Annotated in this window: 20 protein-coding genes and 1 tRNA gene; 8 read left to right on the plus strand and 13 right to left on the minus strand. The window is 58.6% G+C overall.

What is annotated here, in order from left to right; genetic code table 11:
• Positions 1–43 precede the first annotated feature (43 nt).
• Entirely contained in the window at positions 44–985 is a 942-nt protein-coding gene (locus tag HDE75_RS11390) for a GlxA family transcriptional regulator (RefSeq protein WP_183677609.1), read from the minus strand.
• Here HDE75_RS11390 and HDE75_RS11395 point away from each other — a divergent pair.
• On the plus strand, positions 984–1,853 hold the full coding sequence (locus HDE75_RS11395; protein ID WP_260173966.1) for a DJ-1/PfpI family protein: 870 nt from the start codon (positions 984–986) through the stop codon (positions 1,851–1,853). The genes HDE75_RS11390 and HDE75_RS11395 overlap by 2 nt on opposite strands.
• A gap of 299 nt (positions 1,854–2,152) precedes the next feature.
• Complete coding sequence (locus HDE75_RS11400; protein WP_183677608.1) at positions 2,153–2,590, plus strand: hypothetical protein; 438 nt, start codon at positions 2,153–2,155, stop codon at positions 2,588–2,590.
• Between the two features lie 305 nt (positions 2,591–2,895).
• Here HDE75_RS11400 and HDE75_RS11405 read toward each other — a convergent pair whose 3' ends face one another.
• Entirely contained in the window at positions 2,896–3,264 is a 369-nt protein-coding gene (locus HDE75_RS11405) for a lysozyme inhibitor LprI family protein (protein WP_260173968.1), read from the minus strand.
• 13 nt (positions 3,265–3,277) lie between these two features.
• Between HDE75_RS11405 and HDE75_RS26750 the strand changes: the two genes are divergently transcribed.
• Entirely contained in the window at positions 3,278–3,634 is a 357-nt protein-coding gene (locus HDE75_RS26750; protein ID WP_311735102.1) for a DNA translocase FtsK, read from the plus strand.
• A gap of 25 nt (positions 3,635–3,659) precedes the next feature.
• Here HDE75_RS26750 and HDE75_RS11415 read toward each other — a convergent pair whose 3' ends face one another.
• From HDE75_RS11415 to HDE75_RS11435, 5 genes are all read right to left on the minus strand, one after another.
• Positions 3,660–4,349 carry a hypothetical protein gene (locus HDE75_RS11415; protein WP_183677603.1) on the minus strand — a complete coding sequence of 230 codons (690 nt, stop codon included), beginning with the start codon at positions 4,347–4,349 and terminating at the stop codon, positions 3,660–3,662.
• 614 nt (positions 4,350–4,963) lie between these two features.
• Positions 4,964–5,038 (minus strand) — tRNA-Val (locus HDE75_RS11420).
• A gap of 80 nt (positions 5,039–5,118) precedes the next feature.
• Positions 5,119–5,835 (minus strand): DNA polymerase III subunit epsilon, encoded by a 717-nt coding sequence (gene dnaQ, locus HDE75_RS11425; protein ID WP_183677601.1) that lies wholly within the window; start codon positions 5,833–5,835, stop codon positions 5,119–5,121.
• Between the two features lie 87 nt (positions 5,836–5,922).
• A complete protein-coding gene (gene rnhA, locus HDE75_RS11430) occupies positions 5,923–6,360 on the minus strand; it encodes a ribonuclease HI (RefSeq protein WP_183677599.1) in 438 nt (145 codons plus the stop codon).
• The gene (locus HDE75_RS11435; protein ID WP_183677597.1) at positions 6,353–7,129 is read right to left on the minus strand and encodes a class I SAM-dependent methyltransferase; all 777 of its coding nucleotides are present in this window, start codon (positions 7,127–7,129) and stop codon (positions 6,353–6,355) included. The genes rnhA and HDE75_RS11435 overlap by 8 nt, the downstream gene beginning before the upstream one ends.
• Positions 7,130–7,148: 19 nt before the next feature.
• On the opposite strand from HDE75_RS11435, the gene gloB reads away from it, so the two are divergent.
• Positions 7,149–7,970 (plus strand): hydroxyacylglutathione hydrolase, encoded by an 822-nt coding sequence (gloB, locus tag HDE75_RS11440; RefSeq protein WP_183677595.1) that lies wholly within the window; start codon positions 7,149–7,151, stop codon positions 7,968–7,970.
• A 77-nt stretch (positions 7,971–8,047) separates the two neighbouring features.
• On the opposite strand, the gene aceB is transcribed toward gloB, so the two are convergent.
• Positions 8,048–9,646: a malate synthase A gene (gene aceB, locus HDE75_RS11445; RefSeq protein WP_183677593.1), complete on the minus strand. Its 1,599-nt coding sequence runs from the start codon at positions 9,644–9,646 to the stop codon at positions 8,048–8,050.
• Positions 9,647–9,868: 222 nt separating this feature from the next.
• Between aceB and HDE75_RS11450 the strand changes: the two genes are divergently transcribed.
• Positions 9,869–10,780: a LysR family transcriptional regulator gene (locus HDE75_RS11450; protein ID WP_183677591.1), complete on the plus strand. Its 912-nt coding sequence runs from the start codon at positions 9,869–9,871 to the stop codon at positions 10,778–10,780.
• Positions 10,781–10,902: 122 nt separating this feature from the next.
• On the opposite strand, the gene HDE75_RS11455 is transcribed toward HDE75_RS11450, so the two are convergent.
• From HDE75_RS11455 to HDE75_RS11470, 4 genes are all read right to left on the minus strand, one after another.
• Positions 10,903–11,106: a cold-shock protein gene (locus HDE75_RS11455; protein WP_183677589.1), complete on the minus strand. Its 204-nt coding sequence runs from the start codon at positions 11,104–11,106 to the stop codon at positions 10,903–10,905.
• 325 nt (positions 11,107–11,431) lie between these two features.
• Positions 11,432–11,794 (minus strand): Hpt domain-containing protein, encoded by a 363-nt coding sequence (locus HDE75_RS11460; protein ID WP_183677588.1) that lies wholly within the window; start codon positions 11,792–11,794, stop codon positions 11,432–11,434.
• Between the two features lie 35 nt (positions 11,795–11,829).
• Positions 11,830–12,480, minus strand: a complete 651-nt coding sequence (upp, locus tag HDE75_RS11465; RefSeq protein WP_183677586.1) for a uracil phosphoribosyltransferase — start codon at positions 12,478–12,480, stop codon at positions 11,830–11,832.
• Positions 12,481–12,633: 153 nt separating this feature from the next.
• Positions 12,634–14,325: an isovaleryl-CoA dehydrogenase gene (locus HDE75_RS11470; protein ID WP_183677584.1), complete on the minus strand. Its 1,692-nt coding sequence runs from the start codon at positions 14,323–14,325 to the stop codon at positions 12,634–12,636.
• Between the two features lie 423 nt (positions 14,326–14,748).
• Between HDE75_RS11470 and HDE75_RS11475 the strand changes: the two genes are divergently transcribed.
• Positions 14,749–16,428: a putative bifunctional diguanylate cyclase/phosphodiesterase gene (locus tag HDE75_RS11475; protein WP_260173971.1), complete on the plus strand. Its 1,680-nt coding sequence runs from the start codon at positions 14,749–14,751 to the stop codon at positions 16,426–16,428.
• Positions 16,425–17,921 carry an HDOD domain-containing protein gene (locus tag HDE75_RS11480; protein WP_183677580.1) on the plus strand — a complete coding sequence of 499 codons (1,497 nt, stop codon included), beginning with the start codon at positions 16,425–16,427 and terminating at the stop codon, positions 17,919–17,921. Before HDE75_RS11475 ends, HDE75_RS11480 begins: the two co-directional genes overlap by 4 nt.
• Before the next feature lie 45 nt (positions 17,922–17,966).
• Here the strand turns inward: HDE75_RS11480 and aroC are convergent, their stop codons facing one another.
• Complete coding sequence (gene aroC, locus HDE75_RS11485; protein WP_183677578.1) at positions 17,967–19,061, minus strand: chorismate synthase; 1,095 nt, start codon at positions 19,059–19,061, stop codon at positions 17,967–17,969.
• A gap of 439 nt (positions 19,062–19,500) precedes the next feature.
• Between aroC and HDE75_RS11490 the strand changes: the two genes are divergently transcribed.
• Positions 19,501–21,762 (plus strand): putative bifunctional diguanylate cyclase/phosphodiesterase, encoded by a 2,262-nt coding sequence (locus HDE75_RS11490; RefSeq protein WP_183677576.1) that lies wholly within the window; start codon positions 19,501–19,503, stop codon positions 21,760–21,762.
• Positions 21,763–21,892: the final 130 nt, after the last annotated feature.

A 21,892-nucleotide genomic window follows, 5' to 3' on the forward strand; every position in this document is an offset into this window, starting at 1 on the left:
ACCCTGGCTCCGCTTTAGCTCCGGCCCGGTTCAATGATCAGATCTAGTTTGCAGCGCTGAATCGACGACGGTATTCTGTCGGGGTAAGACCTACAACCCGCCGGAAACGTGATCGGAAGGTCACCGCTGAACCGAACCCCGAAAGAAATGCTGTCTGATCTATCGATACCTCGCTCTCCTCAAGTAATTCACGCGCTCGATCGATACGCGCATTGAGTAGCCATTGCAACGGGGTGGTACCTGTCTGCTCTTGAAATCGCCGAGCAAAGGTACGAGGGCTCATATTGGCGTGTATCGCAAGACTATCGACAGTGTGCGCGGTGTTCAGATGGTCTCGCAGCCACTCGATCAATGACGTCAAGCTTGTTGGCGAACTGGGGAGTTCCTGGCGAATGAATTGTGCCTGACCGCCGTCCCGGCGCATAGGCGCGACCGTTAGACGGGCAGTGTTCGCAGCAACAGACTGGCCGTAATCGCGTCGCACGAGATGCAGGCACATGTCCAGACCTGCCGACGCGCCGGCCGAGGTCACGATACTACCTTCATCGACGAACAGAACATTTGGTTCGACTTTTATCTGGGGGTAAAGCCTAGCAAGGTCCTCTGCAACACGCCAATGCGTAGCAGCGCGTCTTCCATCGAGCAGACCGCTTGCGGCAAGGGTAAAGACTCCCGTGCAAATAGACGCCAATCTTGTACCGCGATCATAGGCGCTCTGAAGAGCCAAGCTTACAGCCCTTGGAACCTCTCTGAAAGGGTCTTCACTTCCTGGTATGACAATGGTGTCGGCTTGCACAAGGCGATCAAGTCCGTGTCGCACCTGCATATCGAAGCTGGCCGTCCGAATTGTCCGCTTGGGTCCGCACACCGCTACATCGTAGGCTTTGCTTCCGTCAATCTGACGGGCCAAGGCAAAAACCTGATAGGCGATACCAAAGTCCAGCGGTACCACATCATCCAACGCCAGAACCGCGATCCTATGCATGGAAATGGACTCCTTTTCATCAATTTGTAAAACGCAAACGGTGGCAGAAACCAATCGCCTTTTGTCATTCCTGCCACTCACGCATATTGTCTGGCAGGGCTATGCTGTAGTCAAGCCCAACAAAAGGAGAAAAACGATGTCGGATAAACCGAGTAAGAAAATTGAAGACCGCCAACTGCAGATAGGTATGGTGATCTTTCCAGGCTTTACGCTGCAAGACTTGGCAGGGCCACAGACTGCATTTGGCCTTCATGCCAAAACACACATCATCTGGAAAACCATGGACCCTGTTCCGACGGATATGGGGGTCACCCTGAACCCGACGATTACAATGCATGACGTTCCGGACAATTTGGACGTGCTGTTTGTCGCTGGTGGCGCGGGAACCCCGGAGATCATGAAAGACCAAGAATTTCTGGACTTTATTGCTCGGGCCGGAAAGACTGCCACCTATATCACCTCCGCATGCACAGGCTCTGTGCTTCTCGCAATGGCGGGGCTGCTGGAGGGCTACCGCGCCGCTACCTACTGGCCGTTCTACGAACCACTCATAGCCTTGGGTATCGAGCCGAGCTATGAACGGGTCTGCGTCGACAGGAACCGCATCACCGGCGGCGGTGTAACGGCTGGAATTGATTTTGCGCTGCAGGTCATCGCAGAGATCAAAGGGCGCGACGCGGCAGAGTTTACACAACTCGTTCTGGAATACGACCCGCAACCGACAATGAACTCGGGACATCCGCGTAGCGCGCGGCCGGAAATCGTCGAACAAATAAAGGGCTTGTGGGGGCGAACCGAGGAAGCGGTACGAGTGGCGAAGGCGCACATGGAGCGCAGAGCACGGTCGCAAATACCGGCTTCCGTCTAAGCGTCGATATTTACGGCCGCCAGGAGGTGTACCTCGGTGAACGGAGATAACCGAGGCGCCTGCGGGCAACGCAGCTAGTCCCAGTGCTGCGAGATCTATCGCTTGCCGTGCTTGAAACGTGTTCAGTCTGAGCGCCTTGCCGCCACTGGTCGCCGTTTCAGCGTCGGTCGATTTCACCATCATGGCAGCATCGATGTCACCCGTATTCATCAATGTATTTTCTCGGCGGAGTCAACGGCAAGTGCGGATCTGCGTTAACCCGTGCAAGCACGTCATTCCGTGCGCACTGGAGACTCTAAATGAAAAATTTTTTGGCAATCCTCGCAGTAAGCACAGCCTTCGCATCGCAGGCGTTTGCCCAGGCGCCTGCGCCTTCGGCAATGGGAAATCCGGCGGCGCCCGATGCTACTTCGACGCCCAAGTGTAAAGATGGCTCTGCCCCAGTCGACCAGTCTACCCATGGTTGCCGGGGCCATGGCGGCATGATGAGCAATGCAGCGTCGGGGAAGATGGCAACTGGAGCGGCTCCTGCAGCGAGCACTGCTAGCAAGGCAGCATCTGCTCAGGTGGCCCCCGGTGGTGGCGATGGCAAGGTTTGGGTCAACACCTCAAGCAAGGTCTATCATTGCGAAGGTGATAAGTACTATGGGAAGACAAAAAAAGGCGAATACATGGCAGAGGCTGATGCTAAAGCCAAAGGCTTCCATGGTGAGCATGGAAAGGCTTGCGGAAAATAATCCTGCAATGATCGGATTATCTCCGGTCCCCAGTCTGGCAGCCCAACCTCTCGTCAGCCCGCTCACGCGGGCTTTTTTGCATCTAGCGGCGCCGAAATATTGGCCACCCTTATTGCAGCTCCATATGTTAAAGAATAATAAAGCCCGACACAATCGTCCATTAAAAATCAATGATTTATCCGTATTACCTTCGTATCGACGAGCGAAATAAAGTTTGACACAAAGGATGACTTTCACGCTGGCGGCTAGTTTCTTGCAACAATAAAGTTTGATGCCTCCAACGCAACAAACTGTACGCCAACTAGCTAGCCAGCCTGCCAGGCGGTGGGCTGCAGTTCCCTGATGCGCTGTTCTGTATGGTGCACCATACAGTCGAGATAAATCGCATTGGCGGCAGAGCCACCCTGATACAAGCGTTGCACTGCCGTACAGTCCGCATTCCGGAACTCCACCCATTTGCGCTGCGCCAGAATGAGCAGTTTCTTGGTGGCCGGGCCATTGTCCCCAAACGTATCGAGCTGCTTCAGCATCGTTTGATAAACACGGTTCAGCTCCTTGTCTTTCGTCTCAAAGTTCTGTCGGGCGCACGCATTTATTTCCATCGTGCTGTTTTGCGTATCACAGGGGTTGGGGCTCTGTGCGAAAGCGGCGGGCGGAGGCGAGCGCCCAGCCAAAGGCGGTGAACCGGTGCGCGAGCAACGCGTGGTCAGCTATGACGGCAGCGCGCTGGCCGCCGCGCGTCGCCTGCACAGCAGCCTTATCAAGGACGGCGCTACCGCCACTATCCCGGTCGGCGACAAATCCGTCGAGTTGGGCACAGGTGCCGCAGTACCGCTAGGAGACGGTAGTGCAGACGATCCGCTCTATGCCCAGGCTGCGGCCATTGTACCTGTCGAGCAGCGCGCATCGGTGTCACTGTTGCAGCGCCATCTGCGGCGCGGTTATAACCGCGCGGCGAGCCTGTTGGAGACCATGGAGGCACCTAGCGTGATGAGCGCAATCACATCAAACGTCAATCGCAGCGTTAAATTTACGCCCAGTTGAAATTCTTGCGTCGACTGAGATGGCGTTACCGCGCGATAAACATGACCACTGGAAAGGCAATGCGCGGCAACAGCCAAAGATGGGCATGTGCGCGGGACTGTATAGCTTTCCGATTGGCAATTTCGGCCTCATCAAGTTGCGAATTTATGGTGCCAATACGCTCAGCAAGTAGAGCCTCTTCTCCGTCAGACAGGGGGTTGTCCTGCTGAAATCCTGCTGCAATTGAAGTATTGGTTCCGTGAATCGCCCCTCGGGCAAAAAATAGTCGAGTTATGCGATCAGGATTGATTTCACGAAGTTCAAGCTCATGAATGCGACGCAAAAGGTCATTTCGAAGCTCATCATTCCGCATTATGCCTCTAGGAATAGCTCGAGCGCCTTGGTATCCACGTAGGTAGTTACGAACCTCACTTAGAAGATAGAAGGAATTTTGCGAAAGGGAGGCATTAAGGTCTTCCGCATCACGCCAACGATCTAGGCTTTGGCCATGTCGTTGCCAGGCCGGAATAGCAATTGCCAAAAGTATTGCGGCAATTGCACCGACAAACTGCGCCCAACCCGACAAATTTGGATGGGCTTCCATCCATTTAAGAGTTTGGTTGATATCAAAGTACATATGAAATGAACTGAAAAAGCAGAGTGCAAAGTAGCGAGCAATGTAGAAAGCGCCTGCCACCAGTGCAAGTTTTAACGTTCTCCTTTGCCACACTTGCATGCTCACCCCTAATCTTTTTGAGAATTGTAGCACTAATAGCAATTTCTTTAAATGGAACATCGATACCGCAGAGTAAGAGACAGACTCTGAGCCCAACATGATGATGCGGCCAGGGATTGTTACTCATAACTACAGGACTATGTAAAAAGGAAAATATGAAAATTATTATCGAAGCAGCGCCGATTGTGCGCGAAGCAGATGACAGCTACTACCACCCTGCCCTGGCAAGCCTGCCTGACATCAATGAAAGTGCCGACGCATTCACTACTTGACTGGCGGAATGTGGCATGCAAGTGGCCAGCGTCTGAGAATGGCAGCAGGGTCAGTTCTGCAATTCTGACACAACCTCATCCATAAGAAATCCAAGCCGAGGAAAAGCACGTCCCGGCCCGTATCGCCAGCAAGGGCTGTTCGGGCCCAGCGGGTCTGAAAAATGGTCAGGGCAAGGCGCGCGGGCGCAGACAGTACGCATGTACGGCAAGCCCAAGCAACGCAGCCATGGCCATTTTCTCAGGCCCGCGATTCAGGCCCGCACTTCAATCAGCAAAATCACACAGGCATAAAAAAAGCCGACCACATAATGTGTCGGCTTTCATATAATTACAGCGCATTCTTGGTGGGAAGTGCAAGTTTCGAACTTGCGACCCCTGCAGTGTGAATGCAGTGCTCTACCCCTGAGCTAACCTCCCTAAGCGGATCGAATTATCGCATAGGTGTTACGCCGTCTGCAAGGGCTGGCGGCGGGAAATTTTCCTTGGCGCTATTTTTCTCAGGCGGCTACCGCTGGCGTGCTGACAGCGGTCCAGATGCATTGGCCTTTGACGGCTTTGTCCAGGCCGGCGATGGTGGTTTCGTGGGCGGCGAGTTCGTCGGCGCTGGCGGGCTGGAAGATGATATCGGCCAGGGGCACGATTTCCAGTACGGCGCCGTCGGCGGCCACTTCCACTTCTTCATCCATGCTGAGGCTGTTCTGGCCGCGCGTCATGGCCAGGTAAACGTCGGCCAGCAATTCGGAGTCCAGCAGCGCGCCGTGCAGCTTGCGGTGGGCGTTGGAGACGCCGTAGCGGTCGCACAGGGCGTCGAGCGAGTTGCGCTTGCCGGGGTGCATTTCTTTCGCTTGCACCAGGGTGTCGATCACGCCATGCACATGCTCGTGGATCGGTGGCAGGTTCAGGCGCTTGAATTCGGCGTTCAGGAAGCCGATATCGAAGGGCGCGTTGTGGATGATCAGTTCGGCGTCGGCGATGTAGGCGCGAAATTCTTCGACGATTTCGGCGAATTTCGGTTTGTCGCTCAAGAATTCGGTGGTCAATCCATGGACGGCAAGAGCGCCCTCTTCCGAATCGCGCTCGGGATTGATGTAGTAATGAAAGTTGTTCCCGGTCAGCATGCGGTTGTTCAACTCGACCGCGCCGATCTCCAGGATGCGGTCGCCCGTGCGTGGGTTCAGGCCGGTGGTTTCAGTATCGAGAACAATTTGACGCATGGCAGACTCATTCGTAAAAGCAAAAAGCGAAGGACACAGTATAACAAAGCTGTGCCCTTCGCTTCTATGTTGCAACTACTATTTAAATCACGATCTGACGGTTTCCACGCCCATATTGGCCAGTTGATCGGCCCGCTCATTGCCCGGATGGCCGTTGTGGCCGCGCACCCAGCGCCATTCCATTTGATGCACGGCCTGGGCCGCGTCCAGCGCTTGCCACAGGTCGACGTTTTTCACGGGCGCCTTGGCGGCGGTTTTCCAGCCGCGCGCCTTCCAGCCGTGTATCCACTCGCTGATGCCCTTTTGCACGTATTGGCTATCGGTGTACATCACCACCTGGCAAGGGCGCTTGAGCGCCGTCAATGCCTCGATCACGGCCTTCAATTCCATGCGGTTATTGGTCGTGTTCAACTCGCCGCCATAGATTTCTTTCTTGGCGCCATCGGCAACCATCAGCGCGCCCCAGCCGCCGGTGCCGGGATTGCCCTTGCATGCGCCATCGGCGTAAATTTCAACCTTATCCATCTTGCTGTTCCCGCCTTTTATTGGTGACCGGTGCGCCTGCGGAGGCCGTCGCCGGTTTTTTGGTCCACGCCGGACCGATCAATCGCATCCCTTTGACGCGCTTGATCGCCTGCACTATATACACTGCGCCCAGATATGGCCACCAGCGCGCGCCGGCCTTGTCCATGAAGGCGTTGCGGCGCAGCCATTTTTCCGTCCTGCAAGCAGGCGCATAACAGCCGAAATGGCTGCGGCTCACGCCCATGTTCAGCAATTTTAACCAGTCTTTCATGCGCGGCATGGAAATCAGCTCGCCGGCCTTGGGCAAATAATGGCGGCCCGTGATGCGGCCCAGGCCCTGGCGCGCACCCCACAAGCTGGCCGGATTAAAGCCGCAGACGATCAGCCGCCCTTCCGGGATCAGCACGCGCTCGACTTCGCGCAAGACCTGGTGTGGCTCGGCAGCAAATTCCAGTACATGCGGCAGCACCACCAGGTCGAGGCTTTGCGATTCGAACGGCAACTCGTCGAAAGCGGCCACCAGCTTGACCCGGCTGTCCTGAGCCGGTTGCGGTGGCAAGCGGGAATCGAGCAGCCATTTGTTCGGCATGCGGCTGGCGGCCAGCGCGTCGAACTGCGGCAAACCGATCTGCACGGCATTAAAACCAAAGATATCGGCCGTCAGGCTATCGAGGCATTGCTGTTCCCACGCGCGCACGTACAGACCGGCCGGTGTTTGTAACCAGCCATCAAGCGCTATAATGGATTTTTCGGATGCCACACTGTCCATTCAGTTTTCTCTCTTGCCTATGATCCACTCCCCAGAACAAACCTTATCACCTGCTTTATCGGTACTTGCCGTGCCCGCCTTTGCCGACAACTACCTATGGCTGATCCATGACGGCACGCATGCCGCCGTGGTCGACCCGGGCGATGCGATGGTCATCCTCGATGCGCTCAAAGCCCATCAGTTGACATTGTGCGCCATTTTACTGACTCATCACCACGCCGACCACACCGGAGGCGTTCCTGAATTGTTGCAGCATTTCGCCGTGCCCGTCTTCGGCCCGCGCAATGAGGCTATCACAGCCATCACGGAACCCCTGGCCGAAGGCGATGTCGCCTACGTGCGCGAGCTGGGCTTGCAACTGACCGTGATCGACGTGCCCGGCCACACCAAGGGCCATATCGCCTATGTGCGCCAGCGCGACGAGCGCAGCGGCGCGCCCTGGCTTTTTTCAGGCGACACCCTGTTTGCTGGCGGCTGCGGCCGCCTGTTCGAAGGCACGCCAGGTCAAATGGCCGAGTCGCTGGGCAAGCTGGCCGCCCTGCCCGACGATACCGAGGTATTTTGCGCCCATGAGTACACCTTGTCCAATCTGCGCTTTGCCAGCGCCGTCGAGCCAGGCAATCTTGCCTTGCAAGAGCGTGTAGCCATCGACACGGAAAAGCGCCAGCAAGGCCTCTCTACCGTACCATCGACCATCGCGCTGGAAAAAGCCACCAATCCATTCCTACGCTACAAGGAACCAGCCATCCTGGCCAGCCTGAAGGTGGAAGGCAAGCTGGCGGCCGATGCATCGCCTGTAGAAGCCTTTGCAGCCTTGCGTATGTGGAAGAACAATTTTTAAGTTTCTGATTTCACAGTAAAAATCCCGGTGGCGCCGCAAGGCACGACCGGGATTTTTTATGGCCTGAATACTGAAACTTAGATTTCTTCGTACAGCGGCAAAGTCAGAAATTCAGCAAATTCCTCCGAGGTCGACATTTCCTCGAAAATCTGGCCGGCGCGCACGTAGGTCGGGCCATTGCCACCGGGGGCGTCGCGCTGGACTTTGGCCAGCTCTTCGGGAATCATGGTGCGCACCATCTCGGCGGTGACCTTGCGGCCGTCTTCCAGCACGCCCTTGCTTGAGCGTATCCATTGCCACACTTGCGAGCGGCTGATCTCGGCCGTGGCGGCGTCTTCCATCAGATTATGGATGGGGACGCAACCGTTGCCGGCCAGCCAGCTGCCCAGGTAATGGATACCGACGTTGATGTTGTAACGCAAGCCCGCTTCCGTGATCGGTGCTTCCGGCTGGAAATTCAACAGGTCGGCCGCCTTTACCTCGATGTCGGGGCGCTGCTTGCCGATCTGGTTAGGTTTGTCGCCCAGCACCTTGGTAAATTCTCCCATGGCCAGCTCGACCAGGCCAGGATGGGCGACCCAGCCGCCGTCGTAACCATCGGTGGCGTCGCGCGCCTTGTCGTTGCGCACGCCGCCCATGGCAATATCATTCTTTTCAGGGTCATTCTTGATCGGGATCAAGGCTGCCATGCCGCCGATGGCTGGTGCGCCACGCTTGTGGCAGGTTTTCAGCAGCAGCAAGGCGTAGGCGCGCATGAAGGGCGCCGTCATGGTGACCTTGGCGCGATCGGCCAGGCAGAAATCCTTGTCCAGCTTGAATTTCTTGATGCAGGAAAAGATGTAATCCCAGCGGCCCGCATTCAGGCCCGAGCTGTGCTCACGTAATTCGTAGAGGATTTCATCCATCTCAAACGCCGCCAGGATGGTTTCAATCAAGACCGTGGCCTTGATCGTGCCTTGCGGCAAGCCCAACTCTTTTTGCGTCATGACGAAAATATCGTTCCACAGACGCGCTTCCAGGTGCGATTCCATCTTTGGCAAATAGAAATACGGGCCGGCGCCGCGCGCCAATTGTTCCTTGGCGTTATGAAACATAAATAGGGCGAAGTCAAAAATGCCGCCGGAAATACGCTTGCCATCGACCAGCACGTGTTTTTCATCGAGATGCCAGCCACGCGGACGCACGACCAGGGTCGCGATCTTGTCGTTCAGCTTATAGGATTTGCCGTTCTGTTCCAGCGAAATCGTCTTGCGCACGGCATCGAACATATTGATCTGGCCCGTGATCTGGTTGTCCCAGTTGGGCGTGTTCGAGTCTTCGAAGTCCGTCATATAGCTGTCGGCGCCCGAATTGAAGGCATTGATGACCATCTTGCGCTCGACCGGGCCCGTAATTTCCACGCGGCGGCATTCCAGGGCTTTCGGTATCGGTGCAATCTTCCAGTCACCGTCGCGGATATGCGCCGTTTCAGGCAGAAAATCGGGACGCTCGCCCGCATCGAGGCGCTTGGCGCGCTCCACGCGCACGGCCAGCAATTCCTGGCGGCGCGGTTCGAACGCTCGCGTCAGCTTGGCGACCAGCGCCAGCGCTTCCGGCGTCAATATCTGTGCATAGCCAGGCTTGATCTCACCGCTAATTTGCATGCCGTCGGGAAGGACGATGGGGGTCTGCGTCATGATGCTCTCCGTTATGAATAAAATGAATCGAAAAATAATCTGAAAAGTAATCTGCTAATCGCACTATAGGCGGAAATAATGCGCGGGCACGGCTGAGGATCGCAAGGAAATACACCGTTCAGCACCGCTTTTGTTTTATAGTAATGCACTATAAGGCATGGAAACGAGATTAAAAATCACTTCATCCATGCGTTTTTATCACAAGTGAGGACAGTACAGGCCATGGGGCAGTTCAGGCAAATCTCTACCTTCGTGGAAGTCGTTGCCAAAGGCAGTCTGTCGGCGGCCGCACGCGCAGAAGGTATCGCGCCGGCGATGATAGGCCGCCGCCTCGATGCGCTGGAAGAGCGGCTCGGCGTCAAGCTCTTGCAGCGCACCACGCGCAAGCTGGCGCTGACGAATGAAGGCGCGGCCTTCCTGGAAGATTGCCAGCGCATCCTGAGCGAACTGGAAGAGGCGGAATCGGCCGTGGCCGTGCGCAGCGTGCAGGCGCGCGGACATTTGCTCATTTCCGCGCCGGCCGGCTTTGGCCGCCATCATGTGGCGCCGCTGCTGCCCTCTTTCCTGGCCGAGCACCGCGACTTGACGGTGTCGCTGAACCTGAATGACCGGCTGGTCGACTTGATCGGCGAAGGCATCGACGTGGCCATCCGCATCGCCAGCCTGTCCGATTCCTCTCTGGTCAGCACCAAGCTGGCCGATAACCACCGCGTGCTGGTGGCCTCCCCCGCCTATCTGAAACGCGCCGGCACGCCACTGACCCTGGCCGACCTGGCCAGGCATAATTGCCTGGCGATCAGCAGCGAAGGCAGCCAGCGGGGCTGGACCTTCCGCGAAAACGGCAAGAACGTGACCTTGAAAGTGACGGGAAATATGGTGTGCAACGATGGCGAAGTGCTGCACGACTGGGCCTTGGCCGGCAAGGGACTGGCCTGGCGCTCGATGTGGGAAGTGGGTGCCGAGATCGCTTCAGGAAAACTGGTCACGGTGCTGGACCAGTACGCCGCGCCGGGCAACGATATCTACGCCGTGTTCGCACAGCGCCGCCACCTGCCCTTGCGCATCCGCGCCTTCGTCGAATTCCTGCGCCATAGCTATGCGCAAGCTGACTATTGGCAGGACCGGGTAAGGTAAGCCGAGCTGCACAAGCTCGCCTGCAGTGCGAGTCCAGCCGTAAAACGACTGCTCCACGAAAATGCGGGCGAAAAAAAATCCCCGGAGACCGAGGATTTCTTTATTTCGTTTGATCCAGCGTATTACAGTGGCTGAATGTTCGAAGCTTGCTTGCCTTTAGGGCCAGCGGTCACTTCAAAAGAAACGCGTTGGTTCTCTTGCAGGGACTTGAAGCCGTTCGACTGGATAGCCGAGAAGTGAGCGAACAGATCTTCGCCGCCTTCGTCAGGGGTAATAAAGCCGAAACCCTTCGAATCATTGAACCATTTTACGATGCCAGTTGCCATTACAATTTCCTATTTCAGTTAAGTTGGGCTTGCGCCCGTTATATCGTTTGAAGCAAGAAAGAAATGACAGACAAACTGCACTACTACCTCGAATCCAACGATGGCCAATTATACCAACAAAACTGAGAAAAACCATTTTTTCGCAAAATAAACTTGCGAACACTACTTTAATAGCCGTATCTCTGTCTTGCGGCGCCCTGTACCAGCGGCATGGAGACACTATATCTCAATCCGTCGCGCGCACGCTTTGCGTTATATCAAATGTATTAATTTGACCACGCCACACCGCAAGCGAGATCAAACGGCACGCATTCCAGCGGATAAGTCAGGCCTGATAAGTAGGCGCGGCCGCATCGCGCGCCGCCCACTGCAGCAAGTCGCTCACCTGGGCACTCAGTGCAGGCCATTCTGCCAGCACGTCGCCCGGCTCGTTGAGCAGGCCACGCACCAGCTGCTCCAGGCGCCGGCACTCCTGGCCCAGCGCGGCAAAGCCGAAGGTAGAGGCCGAGCCGGCCACCGCGTGCAAGGCGCGGTGCAGCGCCGTCAGTGGTTCCAGCCGCGGGCCTTCCGTTTCGCAGCGCTCACGCGCCGTGGAGATCGCTTGCATCAAGCCAGGCACGCCGGCGGCATACTTGTCATTCAATGCCCGCAAGCGGGCGCGGAAATCCGGGTCGATCAAGGTAGCCATGGCAATCCTCGCAAGCGATGTCGATATAGGTATGATTACTTGGTGCCGAAGATACGGTCGCCCGCATCGCCCAGACCAGGCACGATGTACGCGTGGTCGTCCAGGTGCGAATCGAGTGCAGCCGTAAACATCTTGACGTTCGGATGCGCCTTCTGGAACACGGTCACGCCTTCCGGTGCGGCGACCAGCGACAGGAAAACGATTTGTTCGTCGCTCACACCGCGTTTTTTCAGTACGTCGACCGCATACACGGCCGAGTTGCCGGTCGCCACCATCGGGTCGCACAGGATAAAGGTACGCTCATTGAGATCCGGCAGGCGCACCAGGTATTCCACTGGCAAATGGGTGGCAGGGTCGCGGTAGACGCCAATATGGCCCACGCGGGCCGATGGCAGCAAGTTCAGCAAGCCATCGCTCATGCCGATACCGGCGCGCAGGATGGGCACGACGACCAATTTCTTGCCAGCAATAACGGGGGCATCGATAGTCATCAGGGGGGTCTTGATTTCACGGGTGGTCAGCGGCAGGTCGCGTGTGATCTCATAGCCCATCAGCAGGGTGATTTCTTTCAACAGCTCGCGGAAGGTGCGCGTCGACGTGTCGTGCTCGCGCATATGGCTCAGCTTGTGCTGGATCAGCGGATGGTCGGTGATGAAAAGATTGGGGAAGCGCGGATCTTGTTTCATATTGTTTTTTCTCTTTGTTACGGGCGCGGCGGGATATCTGCACCGCAAGTGCGCCAGACGTCGATAAAATAATGGATTGCAGCATTATCCCAGTCCACCGCATGCCTGTGGCCGGAATTTTCAAAATAATTGCATGCCAGATTGGCGTTAACATCAATATTCGCGCAAGGCCCGCGCCAGTATGGCGGCGCAATCTATGCCTTCAGGCAAGCGTCCATACGCCCCGCCCGGCGCCTGCACCAGCCTTGATAACACGAACGCCTGGGCGACATAGGGCGGCGCATGGCGCAGCAGCAAAGCGGCCTGCACGGCCAGCACGATGCGTTCGGCCAGCCGCCGCGCGCCGAATTCATCGGATTGCGGGCCCTCCAGGTCGGCCAGCAGATGATTCCGATATGCAACAAAAGCGGCATCACCCTCGCCTGCCAGCGCCAGTTCGGCCTGCAATGCGTCGCGCGCGGCGGGCGACTTGCCAAACGCGCGCAATACGTCCAGGCACATCACATTGCCCGAACCTTCCCAGATCGAATTGACGGGCAGTTCACGGTACAAGCGGGCCAGCGGCGCGTCTTCCACGTAGCCGGTGCCGCCCAGCACTTCCATCGCTTCCGCCCCAAAGCCGGGACCGCGCTTGCAGATCCAGTATTTGCCGGCCGGCGTCAGCACCCGCGCCAGCACGGCTTGCTGTTCATCATCCTTTTCATCGAAGCAGCGCGCCAGGCGCAAGGCGAACGCGGTGGCCGCTTCCGATTCCAGCGCCAGGTCGGCCAGCACGTTCTGCATCAGCGACTGCTCCACCAGCGGCTTGCCGAACACGGCCCGCTGGCGCGCGTGGTGCAGCGCCTGCGTCAAGGCGGCGCGCATGATGCCCGTGCTGCCCAGCACGCAATCGAGGCGCGTGTGGCTGGCCATTTCCAGGATGGTCGGGATGCCCCTGCCCTGCGCACCCACCAGCCAGCCATACGCCCCCGTAAATTCCACTTCCGACGAGGCGTTCGACCGGTTGCCCAGTTTATCTTTCAGGCGCTGCACACGGATCTGGTTGCGGCTGCCATCGGGCAGGAAGCGGGGCACGAAAAAGCACGACAGGCCGGCACTGCTGCCGCTGTCCGTTTGCGCCAGGATCAAATGGGCGTCGCTTTGCGGCACCGAAAAAAACCATTTATGGCCGACGATGCGCCAGACGTGTTCGGCCTGCTCGCCAAACAGCGCCTGCGCCTCAGGCAAGGGCACGGGCTCGGCGTGTGTCGTATTGCTGCGCACATCGGAGCCGCCCTGTTTTTCCGTCATGCCCATGCCGATCAGTGCGCCCCGTTTCTGCTCCACCGGCAGGGAACGGGGATCGTACTCGCGCGAGAGGATCTTTGGCAGCCAGCGCGCGGCGATCTGCGGCAAATGCGTGGCCAGGCGCAGCGCCGGCACCGACGCATACGTCATCGTCACCGGACATTGCGTGCCGTTTTCCACCTGCCCCACTAATAGATAGGTCGCCGCGCGCGCCACCTGGGCGCCCGGCCCCGGCACGGCCCACGGCGCGCTATGGGCGCCGGCGCCGATCAGGATCGCCATCAACTCATGCCAGGCAGGGTGGAACAGCACTTCATCGATGCGCCGTCCCGCGCGGTCGAACTGCTGCAATTGCGGCGTGTGGATATTGGCCAGCCGCGCCAGCGCCAGGGTGTCGGCGCACCCCAGCTTTTCGCCCAGGGCCGTCAATTCCGGCAGCGCCGCACCACCGCCCTCGCGCAAGACCGCCTCGATCAGGGCCGGGTCGCAGGCAAACAGATTCACGTTCTCGAAGGGCGTGGCCTGGTTGAAAACTTCATGCGTGTCGTAAGCATTCATGGCGGGTCTCCGGTGCGGTTTGCTATCATGGCGCCCTTGCCAGGGTGGGCAGAGGGCAAAAAACCGTCTGCCAGCCAGACTAGCGCAAAGACCAGGCCAGGGCAAGCGGCTTGCCGTGCCGCCCGTCGCATCCGGTTTTTCAGGAAAAGAAAGTCATATTTATGAAATCGACCCGTGCAACCTGAAGGAATGTTGCTTTATTTCATGTAATCAGGGTCTTTTCAATGATACATTTCGTCTGGATCACCCAACATTTGATAGGGCAAGCAGACGGCAAGCTGCAATAAAGATGGTGTGAATTTCCTGGCCAGCCCGCCCAATGCAGGGTGGCCAATACTGAACGATAAGGTAAAAGCCAGCACGATGTTTTCCAGTACCCCATCCGCCGCCCACCGCGAGGCTCGCCCTGAGTTGGATAACCTCATGGAAGAGGCAGGCGACATCGTGTTCCGGCTCGATGCGGACGGCGTGATCCTGTTTGCCAGCCGCCGCGCAGCCACGTTGTTCGGAGCGCCGGCCGGCCTGGCCGGCCAGGCATTACTGCCGTTGGCCACGGAAGCGTCGCGCGCAGCACTGCAAGCCGCCCTGGAAGACGCCCTGGAAGAACCAGGCCGCCTGGAAGTGCGCCTGCAGACGCCAGACCAGGAAATCTGGTTCGAATTGCGCCTGTCTTCGTATGTCAGCCAGGCCGGCATCGCCGAACTGCTGGTGGTCGGGCGCGATACGTCGGCCCAGCACAACACGGAAGAACGCCTGCGCCACATGGCCACGCACGACGCGCTGACGGGCTTGCCGAACCGCTTGCTGCTGTCGGACCGCATCCGCATGGTGATCGCCCAGGCTGCGCGCTCGGGCCAGGGCTTCTCGGTGGCCACCATCGGCCTCGATGGTTTTAAAAAGGTCAACGATGGCCTGGGCCACCCGGTCGGCGACGCCGTGCTGCGCCTGGCCGCCGCGCGCCTGCGCAAGACCCTGCGCGACAGCGATACCCTGGCTCGCGTGGGCGGCGACGAATTTGTTGCGGTCCTGCCTGGAAGCGCTACCGACGCGCAGATCAAGCTGGTCACGGGGCGTCTGCTGGCCACCTTGCAGGCGCCGTTCGAAGTCGATGGCCACACCATCTATGTCGGCGCCTCGGTCGGCGTATCGATTTACCCGCTGCATGCGGAAGACGAAGTGCGCCTGGTTGCCCTTGCCGACGCGGCCATGTCGCGCGCCAAGGAAACCGGCAAGGCCCGCTGCCTGGTCTACAGCCCACGCTTGAATAGCCCGTCCGAACACGACATTTCGCTGGAAGCGGCCATGTTCCAGGCCGTGCGCGAAGGCGAATTCCTACTGTACTACCAGCCCATCGTCGATGCGCATACGCGCCAGATCCAGGGTTTCGAGACCTTGATGCGCTGGAAGCACCCTACCCTGGGCCTGGTGCCACCCGTGCGCTTCATTCCGATCGCCGAAGCAAACGGCTTGATCAACCTGCTGGGCGCCTGGGCGCTGAAGGCAGCCTGCGTGCAGCTCAAGCAATTCCAGGAAGTGGCGCAGCGGGCGCTGTATATTTCAGTCAATATCAGTCCGCGCCAGTTCCGCAACGACAAATTCCTCGACGTGCTCGATGACGCCATCACGTTTTCAGGTTTGTCCGGAGACCACCTGGTGCTGGAGATCACGGAAGGCACCTTGATGATCGATCCCGTGCATGCTGAAACCATCCTCGGTAAAATGACGGAACGCCGTGCCCGCATCGCCATCGACGATTTCGGCACCGGCTATTCATCGCTGGCCTATCTCAAGCGCTTCCCTATTTCCGTGCTGAAGATAGACCGCACCTTTATCAAGGATTTACCGGAGTCCAGCAAGGACGCGGCGATCTGCAATACCATCCTCGACCTGGCCAAGCACTTGAATCTATCGGTGGTGGCAGAGGGCGTGGAAACCGAGGAACAGATGCATTTCATGGAATCACGCGGCTGCCACTATATACAAGGCTACCTGACAGGCAAACCGATGCCGGCCCATGCCGCACTGGCGGCACTGAGCGAAAAAACCTATGCGGCGCTGGTCTCCGTGCCGTCAGACTATGAACTGCGCGGAGGCGTGTCATGAATCCAGGCCACTACACGGCGCCGACGCAACTCGGCAAGAACACCCTGGAACTGCTATGGGCGCGCACGCGCCAGCAAGGCGACATGCCCGGCTTCGCCAAGGCCATCAGCGCCATCCTGGGCGCCATGCGCGGCGAGGATGACCACGAATTCGACATGACGCAAACGGTGCTGTCGGACCCTGTCCTGACGCACAAGGTGCTACGCCTGGCCAACAGCGGCATGTATTCGGCCTTCGGCCAGCGCGTCAACACGGTCTCGAAAGCCGTACTGGTGCTGGGCATCGACGCCATCGGCCACCTGGCGCTGGGCCTGAAACTGATCGAAGAACTGTCGCAAGCCACGCCAGACTCGGTCAGCGCCCACGTCGAAATGGAAAAGGCCGTGCTGGCCGGCATGGTGGCGCAGCAGGTGGCCACCAGCGCCGGCAGCCTGCAAGCCGAACAGGCCGTAGTCTGCTCCATGCTGCACACCCTGGGCCGCATGATGGTGACGTTTTACATGACCGATTTCTGGGCCCGCATGCAGGCGCATGCAGGCCCCGGCAATGAAGCGGCGGCCGCACGTGAAATCCTCGGCCTGTCGCTGCCCGAAGTGGGTTACGCCACGGCCGCCCACTGGGGCTTGCCGCAGCATTTGATCAGCGGCATGCGTCCGCTGGAGGCGGTCGCGTCAGACACGCCAGCCACCGGCGCCGACTGGATGGCGGGCCTGTCCACCATGGCCGCACGCTGCGCCGATTCGCTGTGGCATGACGATGCCGCCGGTGCAGAACAGGTGCATGCGCTGATCGAGAATTATTCGGGCATGCTGGGCATCGAAGTGGGCGACCTGGGTGAGGCGGTGGAAAAAGCCAAGGCGATGGCCGCCGCCGACCTGTCGATCGCCCCGCTGTCGAAACCGGCCGAGCGACGCGCACAGCAGCTGGCGTCGACGCGTTTGCGGGCCGAAGGCAACCGCATCCTGATCAGCGGTCTGGCCGACCTGCGCGGCGCCATCGGCAGCGCCACGCCGGGACAGATGGTGTCGATGGCGCTCGAAACGCTGCACCAGGGCTTTGACTTTTCGCGCTCGGTGGCCTTCGTGCGCAACCACAAGGATCATTTGTATTCAGCCCGCATCAGCATGGGCGAAGGCATGGCCGGCCTGCAGGATTTGATGGTGTTTGGCGACGCGTATGAACCGAACGTGTTTCATGCGGCCCTCAATAGCGACCGCGTGATCTTCATCGACAATGCGCGCGACCCCAAATTTGCCGCCAAGCTGCCGCAATGGTGGAAGTCCACCCTGTCGGAAGCGCGCAGCTTCGTGGTGCTTCCCCTCTCGGCCAACGGCCATCCGACAGGATTTTTATATGGCGACTGGGACGACAGCTTCCCGGCTATCCAGCTGAACCAGACGGAATTCAACCTGATCAACGATATCCGGGCCTTGCTGGTGCAGTCGGTGGAGATGCGCCATCAACTGGAGCTAGTCGCCAATAAAGTGGCGTAGGTCGGATTAGCGCGGCTTGACCGCGCGTAATCCGACGAACTTACATTACTTCAGCTTCGGCGTATTCACCGTTACATCACCGCACTGCGCGCGGTGCATCAGTGCGTGGTCGATCAGCACCAGGGCCAGCATGGCTTCGGCGATCGGCGTGGCGCGGATGCCGACACACGGGTCGTGGCGGCCGAAGGTTTCCACCATCACGGGATTACCCTCTTTATCGATCGAACGGCGCGGCGTGCGGATCGACGAGGTGGGCTTGATGGCGATCGACACGCTGATATCTTGCCCGGTAGAAATACCTCCCAGCACGCCACCGGCGTTGTTGCCGATAAAACCGTCCGGCGTCAGTTCATCGCCATGTTCCGAGCCCTTTTGCGCCACGGAATCAAAACCGGCGCCGATTTCCACACCCTTGACGGCGTTGATGCCCATCATGGCGTAGGCGATATCAGCGTCCAGCTTGTCATAGATGGGCTGGCCCAGGCCGACCGGCACGTTTTGCGCAATTACGTCAATGCGGGCGCCGATGGAATCGCCGTCGCGGCGCAGCTGGTCCATCGCCGCTTCCATGCGCGCGATCAGGCCGGCGTCGCTACTGGCTGCAAAGAAAGGATTGGCGTGTACATGCTCCCAGGATTCAAACGGCACGGGAATATCGCCCAGCTGGCTCATGCAGCCCTTGAAAGTCGTGCCGTACTGCTGCAGCAGCCATTTCTTGGCGATCGCCGCCGCGCCCACCACGGGCGCCGTCAGGCGCGCCGACGAGCGGCCGCCGCCGCGCGGATCGCGTACGCCATATTTATGCCAATAGGTATAGTCTGCATGACCGGGGCGGAAGCTTTCCGCGATATTGCCGTAATCCTTGCTGCGCTGGTCTTCATTACGGATCAGCAGCGCGATCGGCGTACCGGTCGTCACGCCCTGGTATACACCCGACAGTATCTCGACCGTATCGGATTCCTGGCGCTGCGTCACATGGCGTGAAGTACCCGGTTTGCGGCGGTCCAGTTCAGGCTGGATATCGGCTTCCGACAAGACCAGGCCCGGTGGGCAGCCGTCGATCACGCAGCCGATGGCCGGGCCATGCGATTCGCCGAAAGTGGTAACAGTAAACAGCTTGCCAAATGAATTGCCGGACATAATAGGAAAAAAGAAGACTGGAAAACCCAATTCTACCAGCCCGCAAGGTGCGCCAGACCGCTATCCCCATATTCTCTACAGCATGTTGCAGGCAAATTGAAGAATCATTGCCTTAAAAATATCGAAATTCCGCTATCACAGTTGTATTTATGCCAGCGCAAAAATATTGCCCCACGGCATAGATTTAAAAAAGCATAGTGCTTATTAAATCGCTATATACTTGAATGAGAGCGTATAACAACATCCCCGACATGCGGCTTTTATCGGGGCATGCAGCAAAGGTGCATCAAAAATGGCCAGAGAAGGTTCTGAATTTTTTTTGATTTTTGATATGCGCCGAGAGCACATCAGAAATGTCCAGGCCAAGGCGGTGCAACAACGCCATGGACATTTCTGACGCACTCGCAAAAAATATCAAGTCATCCTGGAGAGCTACTACATGCCTGAACCGATCATGCCCCTTGATGCCAACAAGGACGATCACGACGACCTGGTATTCCTCGATGAGCAAGCAGCGCCGCCACCGGCACCCGCACTGCGCAGCGTCTGGCGAGTGATGATCATCGACGACGATGAAGACGTCCACTCCACCACCACTTTTGCCCTCGGCAACCTGGAAATGCAGCACCGCCCGCTGGAGTTCGTGCACGCCTATTCGGCGGCGCAGGCGCGCGAACAGCTCAAGCACGAAACCGATATCGCCGTCATTCTGCTCGACGTGGTGATGGAACAGGATGACGCGGGCCTGCACCTGGTGCGCTACATCCGCGAAACCCTGAAAATGACCGATGTGCGCATCATCCTGCGCACCGGCCAGCCCGGTTATGCGCCGGAAATCGACGCCATCCGCGATTTTGACATCAACGACTACAAGACCAAGTCCGAACTGACGCGCATCAAGCTGTTTACCACCGTCACGGCGGCCATCCGCTCGTATGAGCAGATACGGGCGATCAGCAGCAGCCGGCGCGGCCTGGACCAGATCGTCCACGCCAGCACGCAGTTGATGGCGCTGCACGGCGTGCAGAATTTCTCGGCTGGCGCGCTGGCGCAGATCGCCGACTTGCTGGGCATCCGCGCCGACGGCGTGCTGTGCGTGCAGGATATGCTCGACGATGGCAGCAAGCAGCTGGTCGTCTGCGCCTGCGCCGGCATCTTTTCCAGTCTGCCGCACAGCGCCTTGTGCAAGATCGACAATGCCCGCGTGGCGCACGCCATCGAGCAAACGCTGGTCCAGCGGCGCAATGTGTACGCCCACGATTACGTCACCTTGTACTTTGCCGGAAAATCGAGCCGCGATGCAGCCGCCTTCTTGCTGCTGCCGCGGCCCCTCACCGCCATCGATGAAAGCCTGCTCGAAGTATTTTGCAGCAACGTGGCAGTGGGACTCGACAACGTCGAACTGGTCACGCACCTGCATAACGCGGCCTTCTACGACCAACTATCGAAGCTGCCGAACCGCACGCGCCTGGTGGAAATCCTCGACGCGGCGCTGGCCGGCCCAGCGCGCGACGAAGCCACCCTGTCGCTGGTCGACCTCGACCACTTTGCCGAAACAAACGACGCGCTGGGCCATCAATTTGGCGACTTGCTGCTGCTCGCCGTGGCAGGCCGGCTGCAAACCCAGCTGGGCGGACAACTGACGGTGGCGCGCCTGGGCGGCGATATCTTCAGCGTGCTGGGCGACTCGTCGCAGGTAAACCCGGCCAATATCCTGGCGTTGTTCCAGACGCCGTTCAGCATCGATGGCCAGGACGTGCAGGTATCGGCCACCCTGGGCCTGGTACGCCTGGGCGAGCATGCGGGCACGGGCGCCGATGCCTTGAAAGATGCCGATATCGCGCTGAAGCGTGCCAAGAGCCAGCAGCGCGCCGGCCATTTTTATTTTTCGCGCAGCATGGGCATCGAAATCCGCGAGCGCGTGCGCATGATGCATGCACTGCGCACCGCCTTCAGCCAGAGCCAGCTGTTTGTGGTCTACCAGCCGCAGATCGACCTGTCCACCCGTCGCGCCGTGGGCGCCGAAGCGCTGCTGCGCTGGCAAACGCCGGATGGCAAGTTCATCTCGCCCGACCGCTTCATTCCGATTGCCGAATATTCGGGCATGATCATCGAAATGGGCGAATGGGTGCTGCGCACGGCATGCCGTGAACTGGTGCGGCTGCGCGCCGAGGGCCACCGCAATTTCGTCATGTCGGTCAATGTGTCGCAAGTGCAGTTCCGCCACCCGCTGTTCCTGGAAATGCTGCGCCTGGCGCTGGAGGAAACCCAGGCGCCGCCCGAATTCATCGAGCTGGAAATCACCGAATCGATGGCCATGGAAGAACCCGACCTGCTGATCAAGATGCTGTGGCAAATCAAGCAGACGGGCGTGAGCATCGCCATCGACGATTTCGGCACCGGCTTTTCATCTCTGTCCTATCTGCAGCGCCTGCAGGTGGACCGCCTGAAGATCGACCGCGCCTTCGTCACTGAAATCACCGGTTCGGCGCGCGGCAGCAGCATCGCTGAAATGGTCATCCAGCTGGGCCGCAACCTGGGCCTGGCCGTGATCGCCGAAGGGGTGGAAGATGAGCGGCAGGCGCAAATCCTGCAGGCGCTGGGCTGCCCCATGGCCCAGGGTTTCCTGTTCGCCCGCCCGATGACGGCCAGCGCGCTGGGCAAATGGCTGACGGAAGAAGCGCTGCAGGGCGCGGCCTGAATCGCTGCAACACGCGCCGATACGGGCAGAGGATGGCTTATGAAAATGCAAGTCATTAGTGTCTATAAACACTACCATAAACAGCATCACAGACGATGCAATCCATATACAATAATGGTGAAATCCAAAA

The organism is Janthinobacterium silvisoli (assembly GCF_014200725.1).
In the GTDB taxonomy this organism is placed as follows: domain Bacteria; phylum Pseudomonadota; class Gammaproteobacteria; order Burkholderiales; family Burkholderiaceae_D; genus Janthinobacterium.

Coding starts and splice junctions, on each gene's coding strand:
- HDE75_RS11475 (WP_260173971.1), top strand. CDS start 14,749: ATGGAAGAGGCAGGCGACATCGTGTTCCGGCTCGATGCGGACGGCGTG.
- HDE75_RS11415 (WP_183677603.1), bottom strand. CDS start 4,349: ATGCAAGTGTGGCAAAGGAGAACGTTAAAACTTGCACTGGTGGCAGGC.
- HDE75_RS11470 (WP_183677584.1), bottom strand. CDS start 14,325: ATGAATGCTTACGACACGCATGAAGTTTTCAACCAGGCCACGCCCTTC.
- upp (WP_183677586.1), bottom strand. CDS start 12,480: ATGAAACAAGATCCGCGCTTCCCCAATCTTTTCATCACCGACCATCCG.
- dnaQ (WP_183677601.1), bottom strand. CDS start 5,835: ATGCGTCAAATTGTTCTCGATACTGAAACCACCGGCCTGAACCCACGC.
- aceB (WP_183677593.1), bottom strand. CDS start 9,646: ATGACGCAGACCCCCATCGTCCTTCCCGACGGCATGCAAATTAGCGGT.
- HDE75_RS11450 (WP_183677591.1), top strand. CDS start 9,869: ATGGGGCAGTTCAGGCAAATCTCTACCTTCGTGGAAGTCGTTGCCAAA.
- gloB (WP_183677595.1), top strand. CDS start 7,149: ATGATCCACTCCCCAGAACAAACCTTATCACCTGCTTTATCGGTACTT.
- aroC (WP_183677578.1), bottom strand. CDS start 19,061: ATGTCCGGCAATTCATTTGGCAAGCTGTTTACTGTTACCACTTTCGGC.
- HDE75_RS11400 (WP_183677608.1), top strand. CDS start 2,153: ATGAAAAATTTTTTGGCAATCCTCGCAGTAAGCACAGCCTTCGCATCG.
- HDE75_RS11435 (WP_183677597.1), bottom strand. CDS start 7,129: ATGGACAGTGTGGCATCCGAAAAATCCATTATAGCGCTTGATGGCTGG.
- HDE75_RS11390 (WP_183677609.1), bottom strand. CDS start 985: ATGCATAGGATCGCGGTTCTGGCGTTGGATGATGTGGTACCGCTGGAC.
- HDE75_RS11490 (WP_183677576.1), top strand. CDS start 19,501: ATGCCTGAACCGATCATGCCCCTTGATGCCAACAAGGACGATCACGAC.
- HDE75_RS11480 (WP_183677580.1), top strand. CDS start 16,425: ATGAATCCAGGCCACTACACGGCGCCGACGCAACTCGGCAAGAACACC.
- HDE75_RS11395 (WP_260173966.1), top strand. CDS start 984: ATGGAAATGGACTCCTTTTCATCAATTTGTAAAACGCAAACGGTGGCA.
- HDE75_RS11460 (WP_183677588.1), bottom strand. CDS start 11,794: ATGGCTACCTTGATCGACCCGGATTTCCGCGCCCGCTTGCGGGCATTG.
- HDE75_RS11455 (WP_183677589.1), bottom strand. CDS start 11,106: ATGGCAACTGGCATCGTAAAATGGTTCAATGATTCGAAGGGTTTCGGC.
- rnhA (WP_183677599.1), bottom strand. CDS start 6,360: ATGGATAAGGTTGAAATTTACGCCGATGGCGCATGCAAGGGCAATCCC.